The organism is Tateyamaria sp. (assembly GCF_039940735.1).
Classification (GTDB): Bacteria; Pseudomonadota; Alphaproteobacteria; order Rhodobacterales; family Rhodobacteraceae; genus Tateyamaria.
In genome coordinates this window covers 77,585-96,435 of record NZ_JBDVGB010000014.1, presented here as the reverse complement: position 1 = coordinate 96,435, position 18,851 = coordinate 77,585, and the positions used below count along the sequence as shown (strand labels likewise).

Below are 18,851 nucleotides of genomic sequence, written 5' to 3'. Positions count from 1 at the left end.
GGCAAGATGAAGGGGATCAGGACGCATGTGTGATGTCGGCTACGGCTTTAATTTTCGCTTTAGCGGCACCGCTGTCGATGCTTGTGCGTGCCAATGCAACGCCGTCCTGTAGGTCGGTGACTTTGCCCGCCACTTTGAGAGCGGCAGAGGCATTCAGTAGCACGGCATCCCGGTAGGCGCCGGGCGTGCCATCAAGGAGTGCAGTAAAGGCGCGCGCATTATCTTCGGGCGTGCCGCCAAGGATGTCTTCGAATTTGTGGACCGGTAGGCCGGCTTCTTCGGGGTGTATTTCGAACTCGGACACGGCGCCGTTTTCAAGGGCTGCGACCCATGAGATGCCGCAAATGGTCAACTCATCCGTGCCATCCGATCCATGCACCAGCCAAGCGGCGTCTGAGCCGAGTTGCCCCAGCGTTTCAGCCATTGGGCGGATCAGATCGCGCCGATACGCGCCTGTCAGTTGCCGTTTGACCCCTGGGGGTTTGTTAGCGGGCCAAGGATGTTGAAAATTGTACGTGTGCCAAGTTCGGCGCGTGTGGGCATTACATGGGCAATGGCGGGGTGGTGCATGGGCGCCATCATAAAGCCGATGCCAGCACCATTCAGCGCGGATTCGACCACATCTGGGCCGACCATGACGTTGATACCCATTTGCGTTAGTGCGTCTGCCGCCCCCGATTTGGAACTTAGGTTGCGGTTGCCGTGTTTGGCGACTGTGACGCCAGCGCCCGCGACTACAAAGGCGGTGGCGGTCGAGATATTGAGCGTACCTTTGCCGTCGCCACCTGTGCCGACGATGTCCATCGCGCCTTCGGGTGCGCGCACCGCATTGCATTTGGCGCGCATCACAGCAGCGGCCGCGGCGTATTCGTCGACGGTTTCGCCGCGTGTGCGCAGGGCCATCAGCAGACCACCAATTTGGGATGGGGTTGCTTGACCCTCAAACAGGATTTGAAAGGCGGTTTCGGCCTGATCCCGCGTCAGCGGGCCGTTGGCGGCGGCATCGATCAGGGGCTTTAACGCGTCGCTCATGCTGGCACCGCCATCAAATCAGTAAAGTTTTTCAACAGCGCATGCCCGTGTTCAGAGCGGATAGATTCGGGGTGAAACTGCACCCCATGGATCGGCAATGTGCGGTGGCTCAGGCCCATGATGGTGCCATCCTCGATGTCGGCGGTGATCTCTAGGCAGTCGGGCAGGCTGTCACGTTCGACCGTCAGCGAGTGATACCGCGTCGCCTCAAACGGGCTAGGCAGTCCTGCAAAGACGCCGCGCCCTTTGTGCTGCATGGTGCCCATTTTGCCATGTACGATATCGGGCGCGCGCACCACTTTGCCGCCAAAGGCCTGGCCGATTGTTTGATGCCCAAGGCACACGCCCATCAGCGGTGTGCGGGTTTCTGCCGCTGCCATCGTCAGCGCCAGACAAATGCCCGCCTGATCAGGGTCACAGGGGCCGGGCGACAGCAAAATGCCAGCAGGGCGCATGGCCATTGCTTCTTGCACGTTCAGCGTATCGTTGCGGCGCACCACAACTTCGGTGCCCAACTCGCCCAGATAGTGGACCAAATTGTACGTAAAACTGTCGTAATTGTCGATCAGCAGCAGCATCGTGAAAATCTCATGTTCCAAGGGGGGCGATTGGCCCTTATAGTTGACGCATACATGCTCAGGCTCGCACGCCCGCGTCAAGAGGACGGGTGGGTCAATGGACATGAGAGGCTGATGCAGACAGGCTGGGCACATCGACAATACGAGGCCAAGCCAAGACGGGACGTAGGGATAAAATTATGGCCAGAGGATTTCTGAGCGGCATTATCTGGGGCAGCGTGGTCAGCGTCATTGGGGCGGGCACCGCGTCTGTGATCGCCGATGGCCCGAAAAACCCTGAAGCCGAGGTTCAGGCCCCAAGTGGCGCCGCAGCCCCTGAGGCGGGCGAGGCGACAACGGCTGCGGCCGTATCTGACGCGGACATCGCGCGCGCCAGCGACGCACAACCTGTCACAGCACTTGAGGCAGACACCGTGGCCGCAGCGGATGCGGCTGGCGCTGATACGCCGACTGTGCCGCAAGCGGGTGGGGCTGATGATCTTGCAGATCCGGCAGCCACTTCGCAGAGCGGCGGCGTCACCGTGGGCGATGTGACCCCTGTGGCCCCAAGTGCGCAGTCCCAAGCCCCTTCAGCGCCCCTTGAAGAAACCGAACTTTCGATTTCAACGGATCCAGCCCAACCCGCGGCCCCGGTTGTCACCGACACCCCCGGCGCATTTGTGGCTGACACAAGCGAGGATGCGCCGGCGCTTCCGATTGGTGAAGCCCCAGCGCCTGACACGCCTGCAGTCGGGCAAGGACCAGAGATCGCAGACTTGCCCGACGCCCCGCGCGCGGACACCCCAGCAGCGCCACCAGAGGTTGCCGAAACCGAAACACCGGAACGGGACGTCGTTGAGCCAGAGGCACCGGTGGCAGATGTCGAAACCGCTGAAGCGCCAGAAGTAATAGAAGAAGAGGGTGCGTCGGACCCAGACGCACCCGCACAAGAACCGGCGCAAGAGGACGCGCAAATTGCAGGGCTGCCCAACGCGCAAGAACCCTCGGCAGAAGCGCGCCCAAGAATCGGACGCCCCGGCGTTTCACTGGTGGATCGAAACGCGCCCGAGGATGCGGCCGGCCCAGAGGCCGAAGCAGAATTGTCTGATCCTTCGGAAACCGACGCACGCGCAATTGTTGCCCATGCGGCGCCGTTCGACAATCCAGACGACAAACCGCTTATGGCGATTGTCCTGATCGACAGCGGCATCGATCTGACGGGCGGGCCTGTTGGATTGGCCGCCTTGCGCAGCTTTCCTTATCCGCTGACCTTTGCGGTGGATGCCAGCCTGTCTGACGCCAGCACGCGCATGGCCGATTACCGCGCCGAAGGCTTCGAAGTCATGGCGCTGCTCGATTTGCCGCAAGGTGCCACACCGGTAGATGCGGAAGTATCGCTGTCCGTCGCGATCGATGTGGTGCCAGAGGCTGTGGCCATCATGGAAGGCACCGGCATCGGCGTGCAAGAAACCCGCGAGACCGGTGATCAAATCGCGCAGGCGGTTTTGGCGACGGGCCACGGCCTTGTGCTTCAATCCAAAGGTCTGAACACGACGCAAAAACTGGCCGCGCGCGAAGGCGTGCCTGCGGGCCTTGTCTTTCGCGACTTTGATAGTGCGGATCAGACCCCAACTGTGATCCGCCGCTTTTTGGATCAGGCCGCATTCCGCGCAGGCCAAGAGGGCGGGGTGATCATGGTGGGACGGGTGCGCCCTGATACGATTTCGGCGCTGTTGTTGTGGGGCTTGCAAGATCGGGCAGAGCGTGTGGCCCTTGCCCCGATTTCGGCGGTTTTGACGGAGTTGGTCGCGCCCCAATAGGTGCGCTCAAAAAGGATCACCTCAGTAGGCGCGCTTTAAAAAGGATCGCCTCAATAGGCGCAGTCGAAACTTGCGTTTTTTCCGGCGCAACCTGCGCTTACGGGCCTGCGATCACAGCCGCCAATGCGAGCAATTGATCCAGATACCAGCCCCCGGCCACGGACAAACCCGGCATCGCCAAAGCGATCAGCCCCCACATCGCCAACCCGCCCAAGATCAGCGGAAAGGCCAGACAAAACCCGGCCACCCACGGGCCAACAAGTGCTGCCACGATGTCGTCGCCTATACGCTCAATCTGGCGCACGGCGGTTCCGCGAAATGGGGTTAAGGACTGCAACGCCAATAAGCTGGCGCAAAAATGCAGCGCTGTGGGCAGTAAGGTCGATGCGATCATCAATGGCACCCACGGGTGCGACCACAGATTGGCATCCAAATCGCGAAACAGCGTGCCCAGATCAAGCAGGTCAACGCCAAGCATGCGGTTCAATCCGGCGATGACCGCCGTCAACGTCAGGGTTAACCCCGCAAACAGGACCGCCGCGATTGCCAGATCCAACAGCCCGGCCATCACGCCTGCAAAGGGTGAAGGCGAACGAATGCCCCAACGGACCAAAGCCAGCGTGGCGGCATAAGATACAGTGTCAAACAACGCATTGATCAACGGAAAGACACCAAGGAATATGAACAGCATTTGAAGGTCCGGTGTTGCCGTTGCCAAACTGCCAAACTGTGCCGCCGTGACCCAACCAAGAGGAATAGCACCGGTCAAAAGCGCCCGCGCCAGTCGCGGCTTTTGTTTGATGTCGAGCCATAGGACTGCGACTGCGACTGCGACTGCGACTGCGACTGCGAATGCCAATGCGAATGCGCCTGCGACTGCGACTGCGAATGCCAATGCGACTGCGACTGCGACTGCGAATGCCAATGCGACTGCGAATGCGCCTGCGCCTGCGCCTGCGGATGCGCCTGCGAATGCGGATGCGCCTGCGAATGCGACTGCGCCTGCGCCTGCGACTGCGAATGCGGGTACGCCTGCGACTACGCCGAGTTTCAGCCAGTCAGCGGCTTTTTCAAAGACACGCCGCTGACTGGCTGACGCCAGCATCGGTAAGATAAATGCCAATATCAACAGGGCAAATGCGCCCAGCAGGGGCGCGCGTTCGGGCCAGATGTGCCACCACTGTGCCGTGCCTGCTTGCAACACTTCGCCATTCAGCGCCACGTCGCCGCCCCAAATCAACCAAGGACCGAGCAGCAGTACGACAGGATAGGAAACAGCAATGCGCAGCGCCACATCATAGGTGCGCCATGTCAGTGTTGCGCGAAACAACCATGTCCCGTGCGGTGCACGGTCTGCATATTTGCGCCACAGCCGTCGCATCGGGCGCACGACCGTCGCGCGATAGGCGTGGCGATATGTGGGGTCAGAGAGCAGCTTGATCAGGCGCGCGCGGCGTTGTTCTGTTTGGCCCAACACCAAAGTCGCCATTGCACAGACGATCCACACCGACGCGCAGACCCAGATCGCCCAATGTGGCTTAAAAGTTGATAATGCAGCGACAACCAATCCCAGTGGTATGGCCCAGTAGCCCACCACCTGAGCAATGCGCGAAAGTTGTTTGTCCATACGTCCCCGTGTCCTACCCTTGCAACAATCCTAACGGGAAAGCGGGGCAGGTGGAAAGGGATGGCGTTAGATCATCACCCGTTGCCGCCGCGAAAGCGGGTTGCGTCCTCGGCCGCGCGTCGGATGGCGCCGGATTTGTGCACGGTTTCCATATATTCCGCCTCGGGGTCGCTGTCATAGACAACACCGCCGCCCGCCTGAATGTACAGTTTTTGATCCTTTAGAACGGCGGTGCGCAGGGCGATACACATATCCATGTCGCCGCCCGCGCTGAAATAGCCAACACCACCGCCATAAACGCCGCGCTTTTCGGGCTCTAACTCGTCGATGATCTCCATCGCGCGCACTTTGGGCGCACCCGACACAGTGCCCGCAGGCATGCCCGCAAAGAACGCATCAAGGGCGTCTTTGCCGTCGGCCAATTCGCCCACCACGTTGGACACGATGTGCATGACGTGGGAATAGCGCTCGACGATGAATTCTTCGGTGGGGTGGACGGTGCCGATTTTGGCGACGCGGCCCACATCGTTGCGGCCCAAGTCGAGCAGCATCAGGTGCTCGGCGAGTTCTTTCTTGTCGGCCAGCAGATCAGCCTCTAGGGCGCGGTCCTCTTCTGGGGTGGCACCGCGTTTGCGGGTGCCTGCAATGGGGCGCACCGTGACTTCGTTGCCAAACACGCGCACAAGGATTTCGGGGCTGGCCCCAATCACCTGAAAATCGCCAAAGTTGAAATAGAACATAAAGGGCGACGGGTTGGTGCGGCGCAGGGATCGATAGAGCGCAAAGGGCGGTTCAACGAAATCCTGCGTCCAGCGCTGTGACGGCACCACCTGAAAAATATCGCCGGCCTTGATGTAATCGCGCGCTTTTTCGACGGCCTCAAGGTAGCCGGATTTGGTAAAGTTTGACACCGGATCAGACGCGGCACCGGCATCGCCCAGATCGCGTGTTTCGGACGGCATGGCGCGTTCCAGATCGCGCACCGCATCCATGACCCGCTCGGCGGCTTGTGCATAGGCGGCGCGCGGGCTTTGGCCTTCAGACACCCAAGCGGGGGACACCACGGTGACCTCTCCCTTGACGCCATCAAGGACGGCAATCACCGATGGGCGCAGCATGATCGCATCAGGCACACCCAAAGCGTCAGGGTTCACATTTGGCAAATGTTCGACCAGCCGGATCATGTCATAACCCAGATAGCCAAACAGCCCGGCGGCAGATTGGGGCAGGTCGTCAGGCAGGTCGATGCGGCTTTCGGCGATCAAGTCGCGCAGCACATCAAGCGGGTTGCCGGGGGCGTCCACGAACGCCTCGGCATCATAGCGCGCGGTGCGGTTGATGGCCGATGTTTTGCCTTGGCAGCGCCAGATCAGATCGGGCTTCATGCCCACAATCGAATAGCGCCCGCGCACTTCGCCGCCGGTGACGGATTCCAGTACAAAGCCGTCTTTCTTTGCCCCCGTCAGTTTAAGCATCAAAGACACGGGCGTGTCCAAATCAGCTGCCAAACGGGTATAGACCACCTGATTGTGGCCCGCCTGATAGGCCGCAGCAAAGGTGTCGTAGTCAGGAGTAAGTGCCATTAGGGAAAGTTCACATGAACAGCATCCAGCGCCTGCTGGTTGATTTGTGAACCCGAACGCAGCACCACGTCATCGCTGAACATGTTGAACAATTCTGTGGCAACCGTCTGACCGATTTCTGCGCTCAGTTGCGTGGTTTCGGCTACGACTTCGTCGTCGGATCCCACTGGGGTGATGTTATCAAGGCGCACCACCAAAACGGTTCCAAACCCTTGAATGATGCGCACTTCGCCCGCGTCCATTTCAAAGACTGCTGGCATGAACGCGGGAGGGGTGCCTTGCACAAATGCGCTGCGATCCAGATCGGTTTCGACGATGGAATCAAGGGCCTGTTCGGCAAAGCTTTCGCCTGCTTCCAGCGCGGGGCGGACGGCTTCGGCTTGGGCTGTCAGGGCGGCCTCGGTCTGGGCGGCGTCCCAATTGGCTTGCACGTTCAGCTTGGCCTCTTCAAAGGGCGCAGGGCGTGGGGGCAGAATTTCTTCGAGGCGCATGGCAACGATGCCACCATCTGCAAGCGAGACAATTTCAGGGAAATCATCCAGCGTCAGCACGGCGGCGGCGTCACGGAAGCTGTCATAGGCGCCAATGCCTTCGCCTTGGGCTGGGAACCAATCGATGCTGCCCAATTCCATTTCGGTTTCAGTGTCCAACTCTTCGAGGGTCGCACCACCGGCCAGCATGTCGTCAAATTCGCTGGCCAAGACGGCAACCTCACGGCGTGCGGCGTCTTGGGCTAGGCGTTGGCGCAGCCGCACTGAGGCGTCTTCAAACGAGGTGCTTTGGGCAGGCAAGACGCCGTTCACACGGAACAAGGCTGGCCCAAGCGTCGAGGGCAGGGGGCCGACAACGTCGCCGACTTCAGCGTTGAAGACGGCTTCGCCTGCGGCGTCCAATTCCAAGCGTGACACGTCGCCCAAATCGATGTCCGACAGCGCAAGGCCGCGATCTTCGACAAGGGTTTCAAACGTCGTGCCGCTGACCTCAAGCTGTGCAGCCGCGCGGTCGGCGGCTTCGGCATCAAGATACACAAGGCGTTCGACAAGACGGCGCTCGGGGCTGTTGAACTCATCCACACGGGCATCATATTCGGCGCGCAGCGTTGCGTCTTCGATTTCGACGGTGTCGATAAGCATATCAGGGGTCAATGCAACAAACGCGATGCGCTTGGTCTCGGGCAGCTCATAATCGCCAAGGTTGTCATTGTAATAGGCGCGCAATTCGTCGTCCGAAATTTCGGCGAGCGGTTCGGCCAAATCGACTTGGCCCAAGCGCACCCACGTGAAGTCGCGGGTTTCGCCAAGGAAAGACACCAACGTACCGGCATATGTTTCGGGCATGGTCACACCTGACATGATGGCACCTTGCAACAATGATCGGGCCACTTGTTCACGCAATTGCGTTTCGAACTCGGCCTCGTTGCTGCCGGATTGTTCCAGCGCAAAGCTATAAGCGTCGCGATCAAATGACCCATCAAGGCCCTGAAAAGACTGAATGTTCAGAATTTCATCACGCAGCGTTTCATCACCAACGCTTAGGCCCATCTGTTCGGCTTCGTTGTCCAGCGCGCGGGCACGCACAAGGCTGGCAAGCACGGCTTGATCCAGCCCGATGTTCTGCGCTTGTGCAAAGGTCAGTTGGCTACCGGTCTGACGGCTGACGTTCTGAATTTCCTGCTGCAACGAGCGCGCATAATCCTGAACGTCGATATGTTTGGACCCGACGCTGCCGACAGTGCGAATGGTGCCGGACAGGTTGGTGGCACCAAAGCCACCAAGGCCAAGGATCAACAGACCCATCAGGATCCAGATTGCGGTTTTGGAAAACGTGTTCGAGCCCTTGGCCATGCTTGCCCTCTTTCGGGGTTAAATCGGTTTCGAGATGTTTATCTGCGCGCGCCCCGACGGGCAAGGGCGGTTCGCCCTAGAGATCAAGCGCGGCAAGGCGATCAAACAAGGTTTGGATGCCGCTTGCGTCTAGGTTGGCAAAGGCAATGCGCAATTGGCGCTGACCTTCGGGCGCGTCTTCGGGCCAGAACATGGTGCCCGGCAGGCACAAAACACCCGCCTCGCGTACCAAAAGTGGGGCAAGGTCTGCCGAAGACATCTCAAATGGATGAGACATGTAAGCAAAATAAGCGCCAAGGCCCAGCAGCTTCCAACCCTTGGTTTGCAAGGAAGGAAACCCGGCACTGATCGCAGCACGACGATCGAGAATCTCGGTCCGCTCGCCCGCAACCCACTGGCCTAGGTTTTCGACCCCCCAAAGGGCGGCATATTGACCGATCTGACCGGGGCAAATCGCGACGGTATCAAGGAACTTTTCACACTCGGCCAACCGCGCTGGCGAGGATACCAAAGCACCGACACGATGGCCCGTCAGGCGGTAAGCCTTGGAAAAGGAATAAAGATGAATGAACGTATCTTCCCAACCGTCTTGTTGGAACAACGGGTGGGGCACGCCTGCGCGACTGTCAAAATCGCGATAGGTTTCGTCGACAATCAGCGCAATGCCGCGGGCTTTGGCAAGGTTGTAGAAGGACAGAACCAAATCAGCTGGGTATTCAACGCCCGCCGGATTGTTGGGGGTGACAAGTGCGATGGCGCGTGTGCGGTCGGTAATTAAAGCAGCAGCCGCGTCCACGTCTGGCAGCATATCGGCGCTAGCGGCAAGCGGGACGGCGTGCACGCCTGTCATATCCAACCACATTTTATGATTGAAATACCATGGGGTTGGCAGGATGACCTCATCCCCTTCGGCACAAAGTGATGACATCGCTGCTGCAAACGCCTGATTGCACCCCGAAGTGATGCAAACGTGATCTGCGCGCGTGTTCGCACCGTAGTGCGCATTCATTTGCGTGCTCAGGGCACTGCGCAGGGCCGGCATGCCAAGAACGGGTCCATAAAGATGCGCATCGTCCTGCATCAATGCCGCATCTGCCATGGCCTGCCGCAATGCGTGCGGAGGAGGCTCGACCGGAGCGGCTTGGCTGACATTGATCAACGGACGGTCCACGTCAAAAGAAACGCCCTCTAACCAACGACGCGCCTCCATTACGGGGGGTGGGAAGGTGGCGGTGGTTCGTGTCTGGGTCATGGCGCGTCTCTCAATCACAAAAAGATTTGAGTATTTTGGGAACAATGAAGAGCAGGCGCTTTGTCTTCATTGTTCTTCAAATACTCTCGCCGAAGGCGCACTGAAATCAATCCGTTCCACGATAGGGTTCGACATACTGCAATGCCATATCCCATGGGAAAAAGATCCACGTATCTTGGCTAACGCCTGTGATGAACGTGTCGACCATTGGTTCGCCCTTGGGTTTTGCATAGACGGTTGCGAAATGTGCTTTGGGATACAGCGCGCGCACCAGTTCTAGCGTTTTGCCAGAATCCACCAGATCGTCGACGATCAAGACGCCATTGCCTTCCCCCATCAATTCCGCATCAGGCGCTTTCAGCACTTCGGCGTCGCGGCGCTCATCAGCTTTACCGCCGCCAGAATGATAAGACTTGACTGAGATTGTGTCGACCGTGCGGATGTCGAGTTCGCGCGCCACGATCATCGCGGGCGCCATGCCACCGCGTGTGATGGCAACGACTGCGCGCCATGCGCCGTCGTTCGGGCCTTTGCCGTCTAAGCGCCACGCAAGTGCGCGGCTGTCGCGGTGCAATTGGTCCCAGCTGATGTGGAACCCTTTTTCATGGGGCAGGCGGTCGGCCATGTTATTTCTCCAGGATCAGGCGCAGCCCAAGTGCGCCAAGCACTGTGGCCGCGATACGGTCAAGAATGGGTTTGAGGCCAGTATAGACGCGTCGGGCAGGTGGCGCACTTAGTAGTGAGGCCAGAATCGTATAAAACACAAGTTCGAGCAGCCAGTGGTTTGCAACGATCAACGCGATGTCCAAGGGGGCCAACCCTTGGGGAAAGACCACGACGATGACGGCAGCTGCGAAAAGCATGGACTTAGGGTTTCCGAAATTCAGCAGCATGCCAGACACAAAGGCGCGTCCCTTTGGCATCGGGGCCTCGCCCAGTGGGGTATGTGCGTTGCGCCATGTCTGGATCGCGATCCAGATCAAGTAAATCGCACCGCCCAGTTTGAGGGCGGTGTACGTCCACGGAAACAGCCGAAACACTACATCAAGCCCCAGCAATGCCGCCAATGTCCAAACAGCAGCCGCTGTGCCAAGGCCGATGCCGGTTGCGATTCCTGCGGCGCGCCCAGATGTCACGGTCGCGCGGGTGATGAACAACATGGCCGCGCCCGGCGACAACAATGCGCCGCATAAGATCGCGTTGAAAGCCAGCACATCGGCAAGGGGCAGGCTCATGCCCTTTACCCTTTCGACATATCTGGCGCATCCACCGCCTTCATGCCGACCACGTGATATCCTGCATCGACGTGCAGGTTTTCACCCGTCGTGCCGCTGGACAGATCGGACAGCAAATAAAGCGCAGATTTGCCTACGTCTTCGATGGTCACGTTGCGGCGCAGGGGTGAATTATATTCGTTCCACTTCATGATGTAGCGGAAATCGCCAATGCCGGAGGCCGCAAGGGTCTTGATCGGGCCTGCGCTGATCGCATTGACGCGAATGCCGTCTTTGCCCAGATCTTCGGCCAGATATTTCACCGATGCTTCCAAGGCGGCCTTGGCCACGCCCATGACGTTATAGTGCGGCATGACTTGTTCGGCGCCGTAATAGGTCAGGGTGACTGCGCTGGAACCGGGGTTCATCATCTTTTCCGCACGCGCCATCACGGCCGTAAAGGAATAGACTGAAATATCCATTGTCATGCTAAAGTTGTCGCGGCTGGTATCAACATAACGGCCACGCAATTCGTTTTTGTCGGAAAAACCGATGGCGTGGACCAAAAAGTCGATGCCGCCCCAGCGGTCCTTCAAATCAGAAAACAACGCATCCATCGATGCTTCGTCACCCACATCGCAGGGCAAAACAATGTCGCTGCCCAGTTGCGCAGCCAACGGATCGACCCGTTTCTTGAGCGCATCGCCTTGATAGGAAAAGGCCAGTTCAGCCCCAGCATCGTGCAATGCGCGTGCAATGCCCCATGCAATTGATTTGTCATTTGCAAGGCCCATAATCAGACCTCGCTTGCCCGCCATCAGGTCTGTTGCCATTGTGCTGCCCACCCGTTCCCACATTTTTCGTCGTTCAGCTTTAGGCCATTGGCAACACCGCATCAAGAGAGCGCGACGCGGTTGAAGACAAGACGCACGCGCTCTAACGTCAGTGATAACAAATACAGGAGCATCTGATGGCAGATCGTGACGGAAAATTTGCAGGTGACGATCCCTTTGCGATTGTGCGCCAATGGTTGGACGAGGCAGACGCATCCGAGATCAACGATCCGAATGCCATTGCGCTGTCGACAGTAGATGCCAGCGGGATGCCCAATGCGCGAATGGTATTGTTGAAAGATGTCGAAGACGCAGCTTTTGTTTTTTACACCAACTATACCAGTCACAAGGCAGCAGAGTTGGACCACGCGCAAAAGGCGGCCTTTGTGATGCACTGGAAATCACTGCGCCGTCAGGTGCGCGTGCGAGGTCACGTGGAAAAAGAAGACGGCCCGCAAGCGGATGCCTATTACAATTCGCGTTCACTTAAATCTCGTTTGGGGGCGTGGGCATCGGATCAAAGCGCGCCTTTGGATGGACGTGCAACGCTCATGGCCAAGGTCGCTAAGGTCACAGCCCAGCACGGGCCGAACCCCAAGCGCCCGCCCTTTTGGGGCGGTTACCGGATCATCCCAACAGAGATCGAATTCTGGGCTGACGGTGCGTTTCGTCTGCACGATAGGTTCCGCTGGAGCAGGGCCAACCCGGGTGATGTTTGGCAAGTAACGCGCCGTAACCCATGAATTTCATGTGACGTGAAATGTAATTACTTGAAAATAAATGGCTTTTACTGCTTGAAAACCACCCGCAAAATAGCGCAAGTCTTGGTGGTTGAACAGAAGGTCGGAAAGCTAGGGCGTGACAGTACTCACTGAACCAACGGAAGATGTATCGGGAACCGTAAAGTGGTTTGATCCGGTAAAAGGTTTTGGCTTCATTGTTTCCGAGGTCGGAGGCCCTGATATTCTGTTACACATCAATGTCTTGCGTAACTTTGGCCAGTCTTCTGTGGCAGATGGTGCGTCATTGAGTGTACGCACTCAAAAAACAGAACGGGGTGTGCAAGCGGTCGAAGTGCTCAGCATTCAGCCCCCAGAGACGACCGAAGTCGCGCCTTTGGCTGACATTGCATTTCTCGATCAGGCGGAAATCGCGCAAGCGCCGTTAGAACCGGGGCGGGTCAAATGGTTCGATAAGGGCAAGGGTTTTGGCTTTGCCAACGGTTTTGGTTCCAACGAAGATGTTTTCTTGCACGTAGAAGTGCTGCGCCGCTCGGGTCTTTCGGACCTTGGGCCGGGCGAGGCGCTGGCGATGCGTGTGATTGATGGTAAACGCGGGCGCATGGCCGCCGAGGTCTTACCTTGGGAAGCGGGCATCAATCAGACTGATGAAGATTAAACAAACCCTCATAGCCGTCGGCATGGCGCTGGCATTCAACGCAGCCTTTGCCGTTACCGCATGGGCAGAATGCCGTGAAGATTCGGTCTGGATCAAAGGCGGCTTTGGCGAGGCCCGATTTTCTGTAGAAATCGCCGATGACGCACAGGAACGCGCGACGGGGCTGATGCACCGCCCATCGATGCCGGTCTCGGCGGGCATGCTGTTTGTTTACGAACGTCCAAGCGCCTTGTCATTTTGGATGCGCAACACGTTGATTGAACTGGATATGCTGTTCGTCGACGAAACAGGTGTCATCCGCAACATTCATGCCCGCGCTGTTCCTTTAGATGAGACATCTATTTTTGGTGGCGATGATTTGACCCATGTGTTGGAAATCAACGGTGGGTTGGCAGAACGCCTTGGGATTATGGTCGGCGATCAGCTGCGCCACCCCAGCTTTTCACAAGACGGCGCCATCTGGCCCTGCTAGGTCTAAAGTTAGCTGGAAAAGACGTCCAATTAGCTCTTTTCAAACCCGGAAAGCATCTCTAAGAGGGGCGCACGGTCGGAGCGTGGCGCAGCCTGGTAGCGCACCTGTTTTGGGTACAGGGGGTCGGAGGTTCGAATCCTCTCGCTCCGACCAGTTTTCTAACATCAGCTTTACAATGATTGCGGTTACCCGAGGGTAAGCGGAATGGCTGCCTTTTGAGTTGTTACATCGTGGCGACGATCCTTCAGCTGCGACTCCGCAGATGTCATGACGTGCACCGCTTCCAGCTTTGAATAGCACCCCCAGATGGCCGATGCGGCTTTGGGCTGCCCTATTCACCGCGACAAAGCCCTATACAAGGCGGATGTCATCGCGCACAGTTTACGTCATCGTACGACAAGGATTTTGGGGGCGCTTATGCGGAATGTGATAATTGCGGGTGCGTTGGCTGTGATGCAGGCTCCGGCGTTTGCACTGGTGATCGACGGGGACATTGTGCGCCAAACGGGTGTTGGTCAATTTGTGGTCTTGGACCCCAATCGGTCTTTCGCCGTGGGCGCTGACACCTTTGATGATGACAACCTTTATGCCTTTGACGAAGATCAAAATATCGTGCTCGAATCCCCAATCCGCGTCGACATTGGTGGCGTGGACGGGCGCATCGCGGCAGGTACGGTGGTGGCCAGCCACTATGTGTTCTTTGACAGCCTGTCTGGCGTGCACGTGGGGTATGTGGATTTCGATGCAGCGATTCTTGGCATCGCGGCCTTTCAAGACACGATGGGCGCAACTGATTTTCTGGCCAACACAGATGTGCGTTACATCAGCACCGAACTACGCGGGCTGGAACAGGGCGATTACGTTTGGATCGACGAAGACCTGCCGGATCGTTTGTGGGTCTATTGGGCCGGATCATCGCCCGGTGATTACATCCGCGTCTTTACCGAGGAATCAAAGGCCGTCCCGTTAGGTTGAAGTCAGGCGGCCAGGTCGACCCAAACGGGCACGTGGTCTGATGGCTTTTCTTCGCCGCGGACCTGTTTGTCGATCTGGCAGTCGGTCATCATGTCTGCACAGGCCGGCGACATCAGGAAATGGTCGATGCGTATGCCGTCATCGCGATTCCATGCGCCCGCTTGATAATCCCAGAATGAGTAATGGCCGGGACCATGGGTGCGTGCACGGAATGCTTCGGTCAGCCCAAGGTTCAGCAGGCGGCGATAGGCTGTGCGGGATTCAAGGCGAAACAACGCATCTTCGCGCCATGCATCGGGGCGCTTTGCGTCTTCGGCTTGGGGGATGATGTTGTAATCACCCGCCATCAAAAACGGCGTCTCTTCGGCCAGCAGGGCCGCGGCGCGTTGGCGCAGGCGTTCCATCCATGCCAGTTTGTAATCGTATTTCGGCCCCGGCACCGGATTGCCATTGGGCAGGTATAACCCGCACAGGCGCACCGCAGTGTGCTCGCCCATCACGGTGGCTTCGATATAGCGTGCCTGTTCGTCTGTGTCGTCTCCGGGCAGGCCACAGGTCACATCCTCAAGCGGTAGCTTGGACAGAATCGCCACGCCGTTAAACGATTTCTGGCCGTGCGTGTGCACGTTGTAGCCGCGTTCTTCGAGCACCTCGGCCGGAAAGTTTTCGTCCACCGATTTGATTTCTTGCAAAAGTGCCACGTCGGGCTGTGCCGCATCCAACCAGCGCGGCAAGGCATCGATGCGGGCTTTGATACCATTGATGTTGAAGGTGGCGATTTTCATGAGGCAGCCTTTGTAAAACCGAGTGGCTCAGAAGTGACCTATGACGGGCGTGACTTCAAGGGGGCGACGCGTTTGCGCGGGGGACGACGTACGCTGATTTAACCATTTGTTAATCTTCGATTCGCCCTCAAAGCCCGCTTTTGGTGATGGGTTAAACCAAATTTGAGCGAATCTCACTCGTGATTGCAAGGGAATTCCCAGATTTTTATTTCGGTTAAAGGTTGATGAAAATCAACTAATTGCTCGGCAAGTTTCATGTAAGTTTGGATATTGCTTTCTACCTAAAGATGAAAAAACAATTGCAAACACACTTTTTACGGGCAGTTGTAAAGATGTCGCAACCTTAAGGCGAAATCTTAAACAAAGGATCAACCAATGACCGCACAACGCAAACTCTCCACCGCCCTCGCAACAGTCCAAATCAGCGCAATGCACAGTGGCGACGCCGTCGAAATGTTCTCTTCTGGCAGCGGGCCTGCGCAGAGCGAAATTGCAATGGGTGACGGCCTTTCAATGTTCTCGTCTGGGTCAGCACCGATGGCATCAAATGACATTGCATCAGGTGATGCGATTGAAATGTTTTCCTCTGGTTCAACCCCTGCTGCGTCCGATCTGAATGCTGGTGATGGCGTGCATATGTTTTCGTCGGGTTCGGCCCCGGTGACAACGTCGGTAATGTCGGGGGATGCAACGGGTTCGTTTTCATCCGGTTCAGCGCCGATCACCGGCGCGATGAAAGACGGCGCAGCGACTGGCCTGTTTTCGTCCGGTTCGTGACTTGGACGCGGCAGGACGCTTTTGAAGCTTTGGAAAAGGACAGATGATGTCGAACGTAATTGCCCTAAACGCCCTGCCGCGCCGCGACACCCTGACGGAACGCTTGCCTGCGTTGATTGATTGTTTTGCCCGCCAGCGCAGGGTTAAAGATGATGTATATTGGCTCAAGGAAAACGCAGAGCTTTTGAACATTCTTGAGTGTACTGGCCAGCAGGTGCCGAGCAGCGCATTGGATGCCCATGCAGAATTTTACGCAGATCTGCCCGCCCGTTTGGCTTTTTTCCCACAGTATTATCGGTTTCTTCTTTCGATTGGCCTTGATCTTGAGGATCTAGGTCTGCCCGGATCACAAATGGAGGCTTTGTGCGCAAATGTGGCTAATCAGGGGCTACCCGAGGCTGAGTTAAGCGACCTGCAAAGGGCTGAAGCGCGACGTTTGTTGGCGCGCCGTGGCAGTGTTACGCGCCCAGATGCAGGACTTGATGACCGGCTGCGCGCCTTTATCAACCGTCCCGCAACGTTTGCTTTACCCAACAAAAAAGCGGCCTATGAGCTGACCCATATTGTGTTCTACTTGTCCGAATACGGGCGGCTCGACCCCAAACTGGATCCAGAGGCGCTGATCAGTCTGGAATATGTCGGCATCCTTGCCCATCTGGATCGCAACCTCGATCTGCTGGCCGAAGTATGCATCGCCTTGCGTCAGGCAGGCCAAGTGCCTTTGCCGATTTGGGAAGACGCAGTGCGCCACGGCTTGCGCGCGTTTCGCGTGGCCGAGGCGCAAGACACCGGGTTATCTGATGCTTACCACGAATACTTGGTCTGCACATGGGCGGTGTCGTCCATGGGGCATCTGGATCGGGGGGCTGCGGTGCCTGCTGGGCGTTGTGTTTTTACGCGCCACACACAAGACGATGGCGCATTGCGCCCGTTGTCGGCGGCCTTGATGTCGCTGGGGCACGCGCGCAGTGGCGATTGGGGTGCGATGCAGGGCAGTGTCTATGCGATGCTAAATGACGACGCGGCAACACTGCTTTTTGATACCGCCACAGCATCAGAAAATTTTGCGTCGTTTTTTCAGGGCTTTGCACGGGCGAGCGCTGTGCACGCCTAGTCTCACATGGAAAAGGAAGTGCCGCAGCCGCAAGAACTGGTGGCGTTTGGATTTTCGATCACAAAGCGTGCTCCGATCAACTCTTCGGAAAAATCGATGACGGCATTGGACAGAAACGGCAGGCTGATCGCGTCCACCACCACCTTTTGGCCTGACCCTTCAAGCACAAGGTCATCGTCTTTGGGCGCATCAAGCGCGATTTCATACTGAAAACCCGAACATCCGCCGCCCTCAACAGCCACGCGCAAGGCCTGACCTTGGTCGGCGGCCTTGATCTCGGCAAGACGTTCAAAGGCGCGGGGGGTCACAGTGGGGGGCAATTGCATCTGCATTTCTCCGAAATCGCGCGTTTAATCTCGCGCGTAAGTCACATATATGGGCGCCATGAACTGGCGACAAGGATAAGGATGATGTCCGCGCCCTTTGCAAGCGACCCCAAACGCGCCCGTGGACGGCGCTGGCCCGAAGAAGAATCGCCCTTTCGCTCGTGTTTTCAACGCGACCGCGACCGGATCATTCATGCCTCGGCTTTTCGTCGCCTCAAGCACAAAACCCAAGTGTTTGTGGAACACGAAGGCGATTATTACCGCACGCGCCTGACCCATTCGATTGAGGTCGCGCAGGTGGCCCGCACGATCGCCGGTTCTTTGGGCTTGAACGGGGAATTGACCGAAGCTGTCGCCTTGGCCCACGACCTTGGCCATCCACCGTTCGGCCACACAGGCGAGGACGCATTGCAGGCCTTGATGGCGCCCTTTGGTGGCTTTGATCACAACGCCCAAGCGGTCAAAATTGTAACGGCACTTGAATGTCATTATGCCGCCTTTGATGGGTTGAACTTAACCTGGGAAGCCCTTGAAGGTATTGCAAAACATAACGGTCCTGTGGTTGGGGAATTGCCATTTGCACTGGCCGAATATGATGCCGAACACGATTTGGAATTGTCCACCCATGCCAGCGCCGAAGCGCAAGCCGCAGCCCTGTCTGATGACATCGCATATAACAACCACGATCTGCATGATGGTTTGCGCGCGGGTCTGCTGGACGAGGCCGAAGTCGCATCATTGCCCATTGCCGACGCCGCCTATGCGCAGGTGGATGCAGAGTATCCCGGCCTTGATCCCATGCGCCGCCGCCACGAGGCTTTGCGCCATGTCTTTGGCGTGATGGTGGCCGATGTGATCGAAACCTCGCGCAGCCATTTGGCCGACAGCGGGGCGCAATCGGTCGAAGATATTCGCCACCTCGGCCGCTCGGTTATCCGGTTTTCCGACGGGGTGTGGGCCGATTTGCAAGTGATCCGTAAATACCTGTTCACAAATATGTACCGCGCACCTTCGGTGATGGAAAAGCGTGCAGAGGTGACAAAAGTGGTCGAAGACCTGTTTCCGGCGTTGCTGGCGCGCCCCGAATTGCTGCCCGAAAGCTGGCAAGATGCGGTGGTTGCGGCGCAGGGCGACAAAACCACTTTGGCGCGCCTCACTGCCGACTATATCGCGGGCATGACCGACCGTTTCGCGCTTCAGGAACATGATCGCCTGTTTGGCGCGCGCTGATTGACGCGCAGT

At 57.7% G+C, this 18,851-nt stretch carries 18 protein-coding genes, 1 tRNA gene and 1 pseudogene; 9 read left to right on the top strand and 11 right to left on the bottom strand.

The window, feature by feature from the left end; genetic code table 11:
- Positions 1–16 precede the first annotated feature (16 nt).
- A pseudogene (gene trpD, locus ABJF76_RS02430) lies at positions 17–1,032 on the bottom strand (anthranilate phosphoribosyltransferase).
- Positions 1,029–1,610 carry an anthranilate synthase component II gene (locus ABJF76_RS02425; RefSeq protein WP_413821598.1) on the bottom strand — a complete coding sequence of 194 codons (582 nt, stop codon included), beginning with the start codon at positions 1,608–1,610 and terminating at the stop codon, positions 1,029–1,031. Before ABJF76_RS02425 ends, trpD begins: the two are co-directional and overlap by 4 nt.
- Positions 1,611–1,789: 179 nt before the next feature.
- Between ABJF76_RS02425 and ABJF76_RS02420 the strand changes: the two genes are divergently transcribed.
- Positions 1,790–3,409: a divergent polysaccharide deacetylase family protein gene (locus ABJF76_RS02420; protein ID WP_413821403.1), complete on the top strand. Its 1,620-nt coding sequence runs from the start codon at positions 1,790–1,792 to the stop codon at positions 3,407–3,409.
- Positions 3,410–3,506: 97 nt separating this feature from the next.
- Here ABJF76_RS02420 and ABJF76_RS02415 read toward each other — a convergent pair whose 3' ends face one another.
- The 7 genes from ABJF76_RS02415 to fabI all read right to left on the bottom strand — a co-directional run bounded on the left by ABJF76_RS02415 (position 3,507) and on the right by fabI (position 11,762).
- The gene (locus ABJF76_RS02415) at positions 3,507–5,036 is read right to left on the bottom strand and encodes a hypothetical protein (protein WP_413821404.1); all 1,530 of its coding nucleotides are present in this window, start codon (positions 5,034–5,036) and stop codon (positions 3,507–3,509) included.
- 74 nt (positions 5,037–5,110) lie between these two features.
- Entirely contained in the window at positions 5,111–6,619 is a 1,509-nt protein-coding gene (trpE, locus tag ABJF76_RS02410; RefSeq protein ID WP_413821405.1) for an anthranilate synthase component I, read from the bottom strand.
- Entirely contained in the window at positions 6,619–8,463 is a 1,845-nt protein-coding gene (locus ABJF76_RS02405) for a peptidyl-prolyl cis-trans isomerase (protein WP_413821406.1), read from the bottom strand. Before ABJF76_RS02405 ends, trpE begins: the two co-directional genes overlap by 1 nt.
- A gap of 76 nt (positions 8,464–8,539) precedes the next feature.
- A complete protein-coding gene (locus ABJF76_RS02400) occupies positions 8,540–9,715 on the bottom strand; it encodes an aminotransferase (RefSeq protein WP_413821407.1) in 1,176 nt (391 codons plus the stop codon).
- 106 nt (positions 9,716–9,821) lie between these two features.
- Positions 9,822–10,340: a xanthine phosphoribosyltransferase gene (gene gpt / locus ABJF76_RS02395; RefSeq protein ID WP_413821408.1), complete on the bottom strand. Its 519-nt coding sequence runs from the start codon at positions 10,338–10,340 to the stop codon at positions 9,822–9,824.
- A 1-nt stretch (position 10,341) separates the two neighbouring features.
- Entirely contained in the window at positions 10,342–10,950 is a 609-nt protein-coding gene (locus ABJF76_RS02390) for a LysE family translocator (protein WP_413821409.1), read from the bottom strand.
- A gap of 5 nt (positions 10,951–10,955) precedes the next feature.
- Positions 10,956–11,762, bottom strand: a complete 807-nt coding sequence (gene fabI / locus ABJF76_RS02385) for an enoyl-ACP reductase FabI (RefSeq protein WP_413821410.1) — start codon at positions 11,760–11,762, stop codon at positions 10,956–10,958.
- A gap of 137 nt (positions 11,763–11,899) precedes the next feature.
- On the opposite strand from fabI, the gene pdxH reads away from it, so the two are divergent.
- The 5 genes from pdxH to ABJF76_RS02360 all read left to right on the top strand — a co-directional run bounded on the left by pdxH (position 11,900) and on the right by ABJF76_RS02360 (position 14,607).
- Positions 11,900–12,505 (top strand): pyridoxamine 5'-phosphate oxidase, encoded by a 606-nt coding sequence (gene pdxH / locus ABJF76_RS02380; RefSeq protein ID WP_413821411.1) that lies wholly within the window; start codon positions 11,900–11,902, stop codon positions 12,503–12,505.
- A gap of 115 nt (positions 12,506–12,620) precedes the next feature.
- Positions 12,621–13,160: a cold-shock protein gene (locus tag ABJF76_RS02375; protein WP_413821412.1), complete on the top strand. Its 540-nt coding sequence runs from the start codon at positions 12,621–12,623 to the stop codon at positions 13,158–13,160.
- Positions 13,150–13,632, top strand: a complete 483-nt coding sequence (locus ABJF76_RS02370; protein WP_413821413.1) for a DUF192 domain-containing protein — start codon at positions 13,150–13,152, stop codon at positions 13,630–13,632. The genes ABJF76_RS02375 and ABJF76_RS02370 overlap by 11 nt, the downstream gene beginning before the upstream one ends.
- A gap of 76 nt (positions 13,633–13,708) precedes the next feature.
- Positions 13,709–13,785 (top strand) — tRNA-Pro (locus tag ABJF76_RS02365).
- A gap of 264 nt (positions 13,786–14,049) precedes the next feature.
- Complete coding sequence (locus ABJF76_RS02360) at positions 14,050–14,607, top strand: hypothetical protein (RefSeq protein WP_413821414.1); 558 nt, start codon at positions 14,050–14,052, stop codon at positions 14,605–14,607.
- A 2-nt stretch (positions 14,608–14,609) separates the two neighbouring features.
- Here the strand turns inward: ABJF76_RS02360 and xth are convergent, their stop codons facing one another.
- Positions 14,610–15,392 carry an exodeoxyribonuclease III gene (gene xth / locus ABJF76_RS02355; RefSeq protein WP_413821415.1) on the bottom strand — a complete coding sequence of 261 codons (783 nt, stop codon included), beginning with the start codon at positions 15,390–15,392 and terminating at the stop codon, positions 14,610–14,612.
- A gap of 375 nt (positions 15,393–15,767) precedes the next feature.
- Between xth and ABJF76_RS02350 the strand changes: the two genes are divergently transcribed.
- Positions 15,768–16,169 carry a hypothetical protein gene (locus ABJF76_RS02350; protein WP_413821416.1) on the top strand — a complete coding sequence of 134 codons (402 nt, stop codon included), beginning with the start codon at positions 15,768–15,770 and terminating at the stop codon, positions 16,167–16,169.
- Positions 16,170–16,215: 46 nt separating this feature from the next.
- A complete protein-coding gene (locus ABJF76_RS02345; RefSeq protein WP_413821417.1) occupies positions 16,216–17,283 on the top strand; it encodes a DUF6902 family protein in 1,068 nt (355 codons plus the stop codon).
- Positions 17,284–17,285: 2 nt separating this feature from the next.
- On the opposite strand, the gene ABJF76_RS02340 is transcribed toward ABJF76_RS02345, so the two are convergent.
- Positions 17,286–17,609 (bottom strand): HesB/IscA family protein, encoded by a 324-nt coding sequence (locus ABJF76_RS02340; protein WP_413821418.1) that lies wholly within the window; start codon positions 17,607–17,609, stop codon positions 17,286–17,288.
- An 81-nt stretch (positions 17,610–17,690) separates the two neighbouring features.
- On the opposite strand from ABJF76_RS02340, the gene ABJF76_RS02335 reads away from it, so the two are divergent.
- A complete protein-coding gene (locus tag ABJF76_RS02335; RefSeq protein WP_413821419.1) occupies positions 17,691–18,839 on the top strand; it encodes a deoxyguanosinetriphosphate triphosphohydrolase in 1,149 nt (382 codons plus the stop codon).
- The last annotated feature ends 12 nt before the right edge of the window (positions 18,840–18,851 follow it).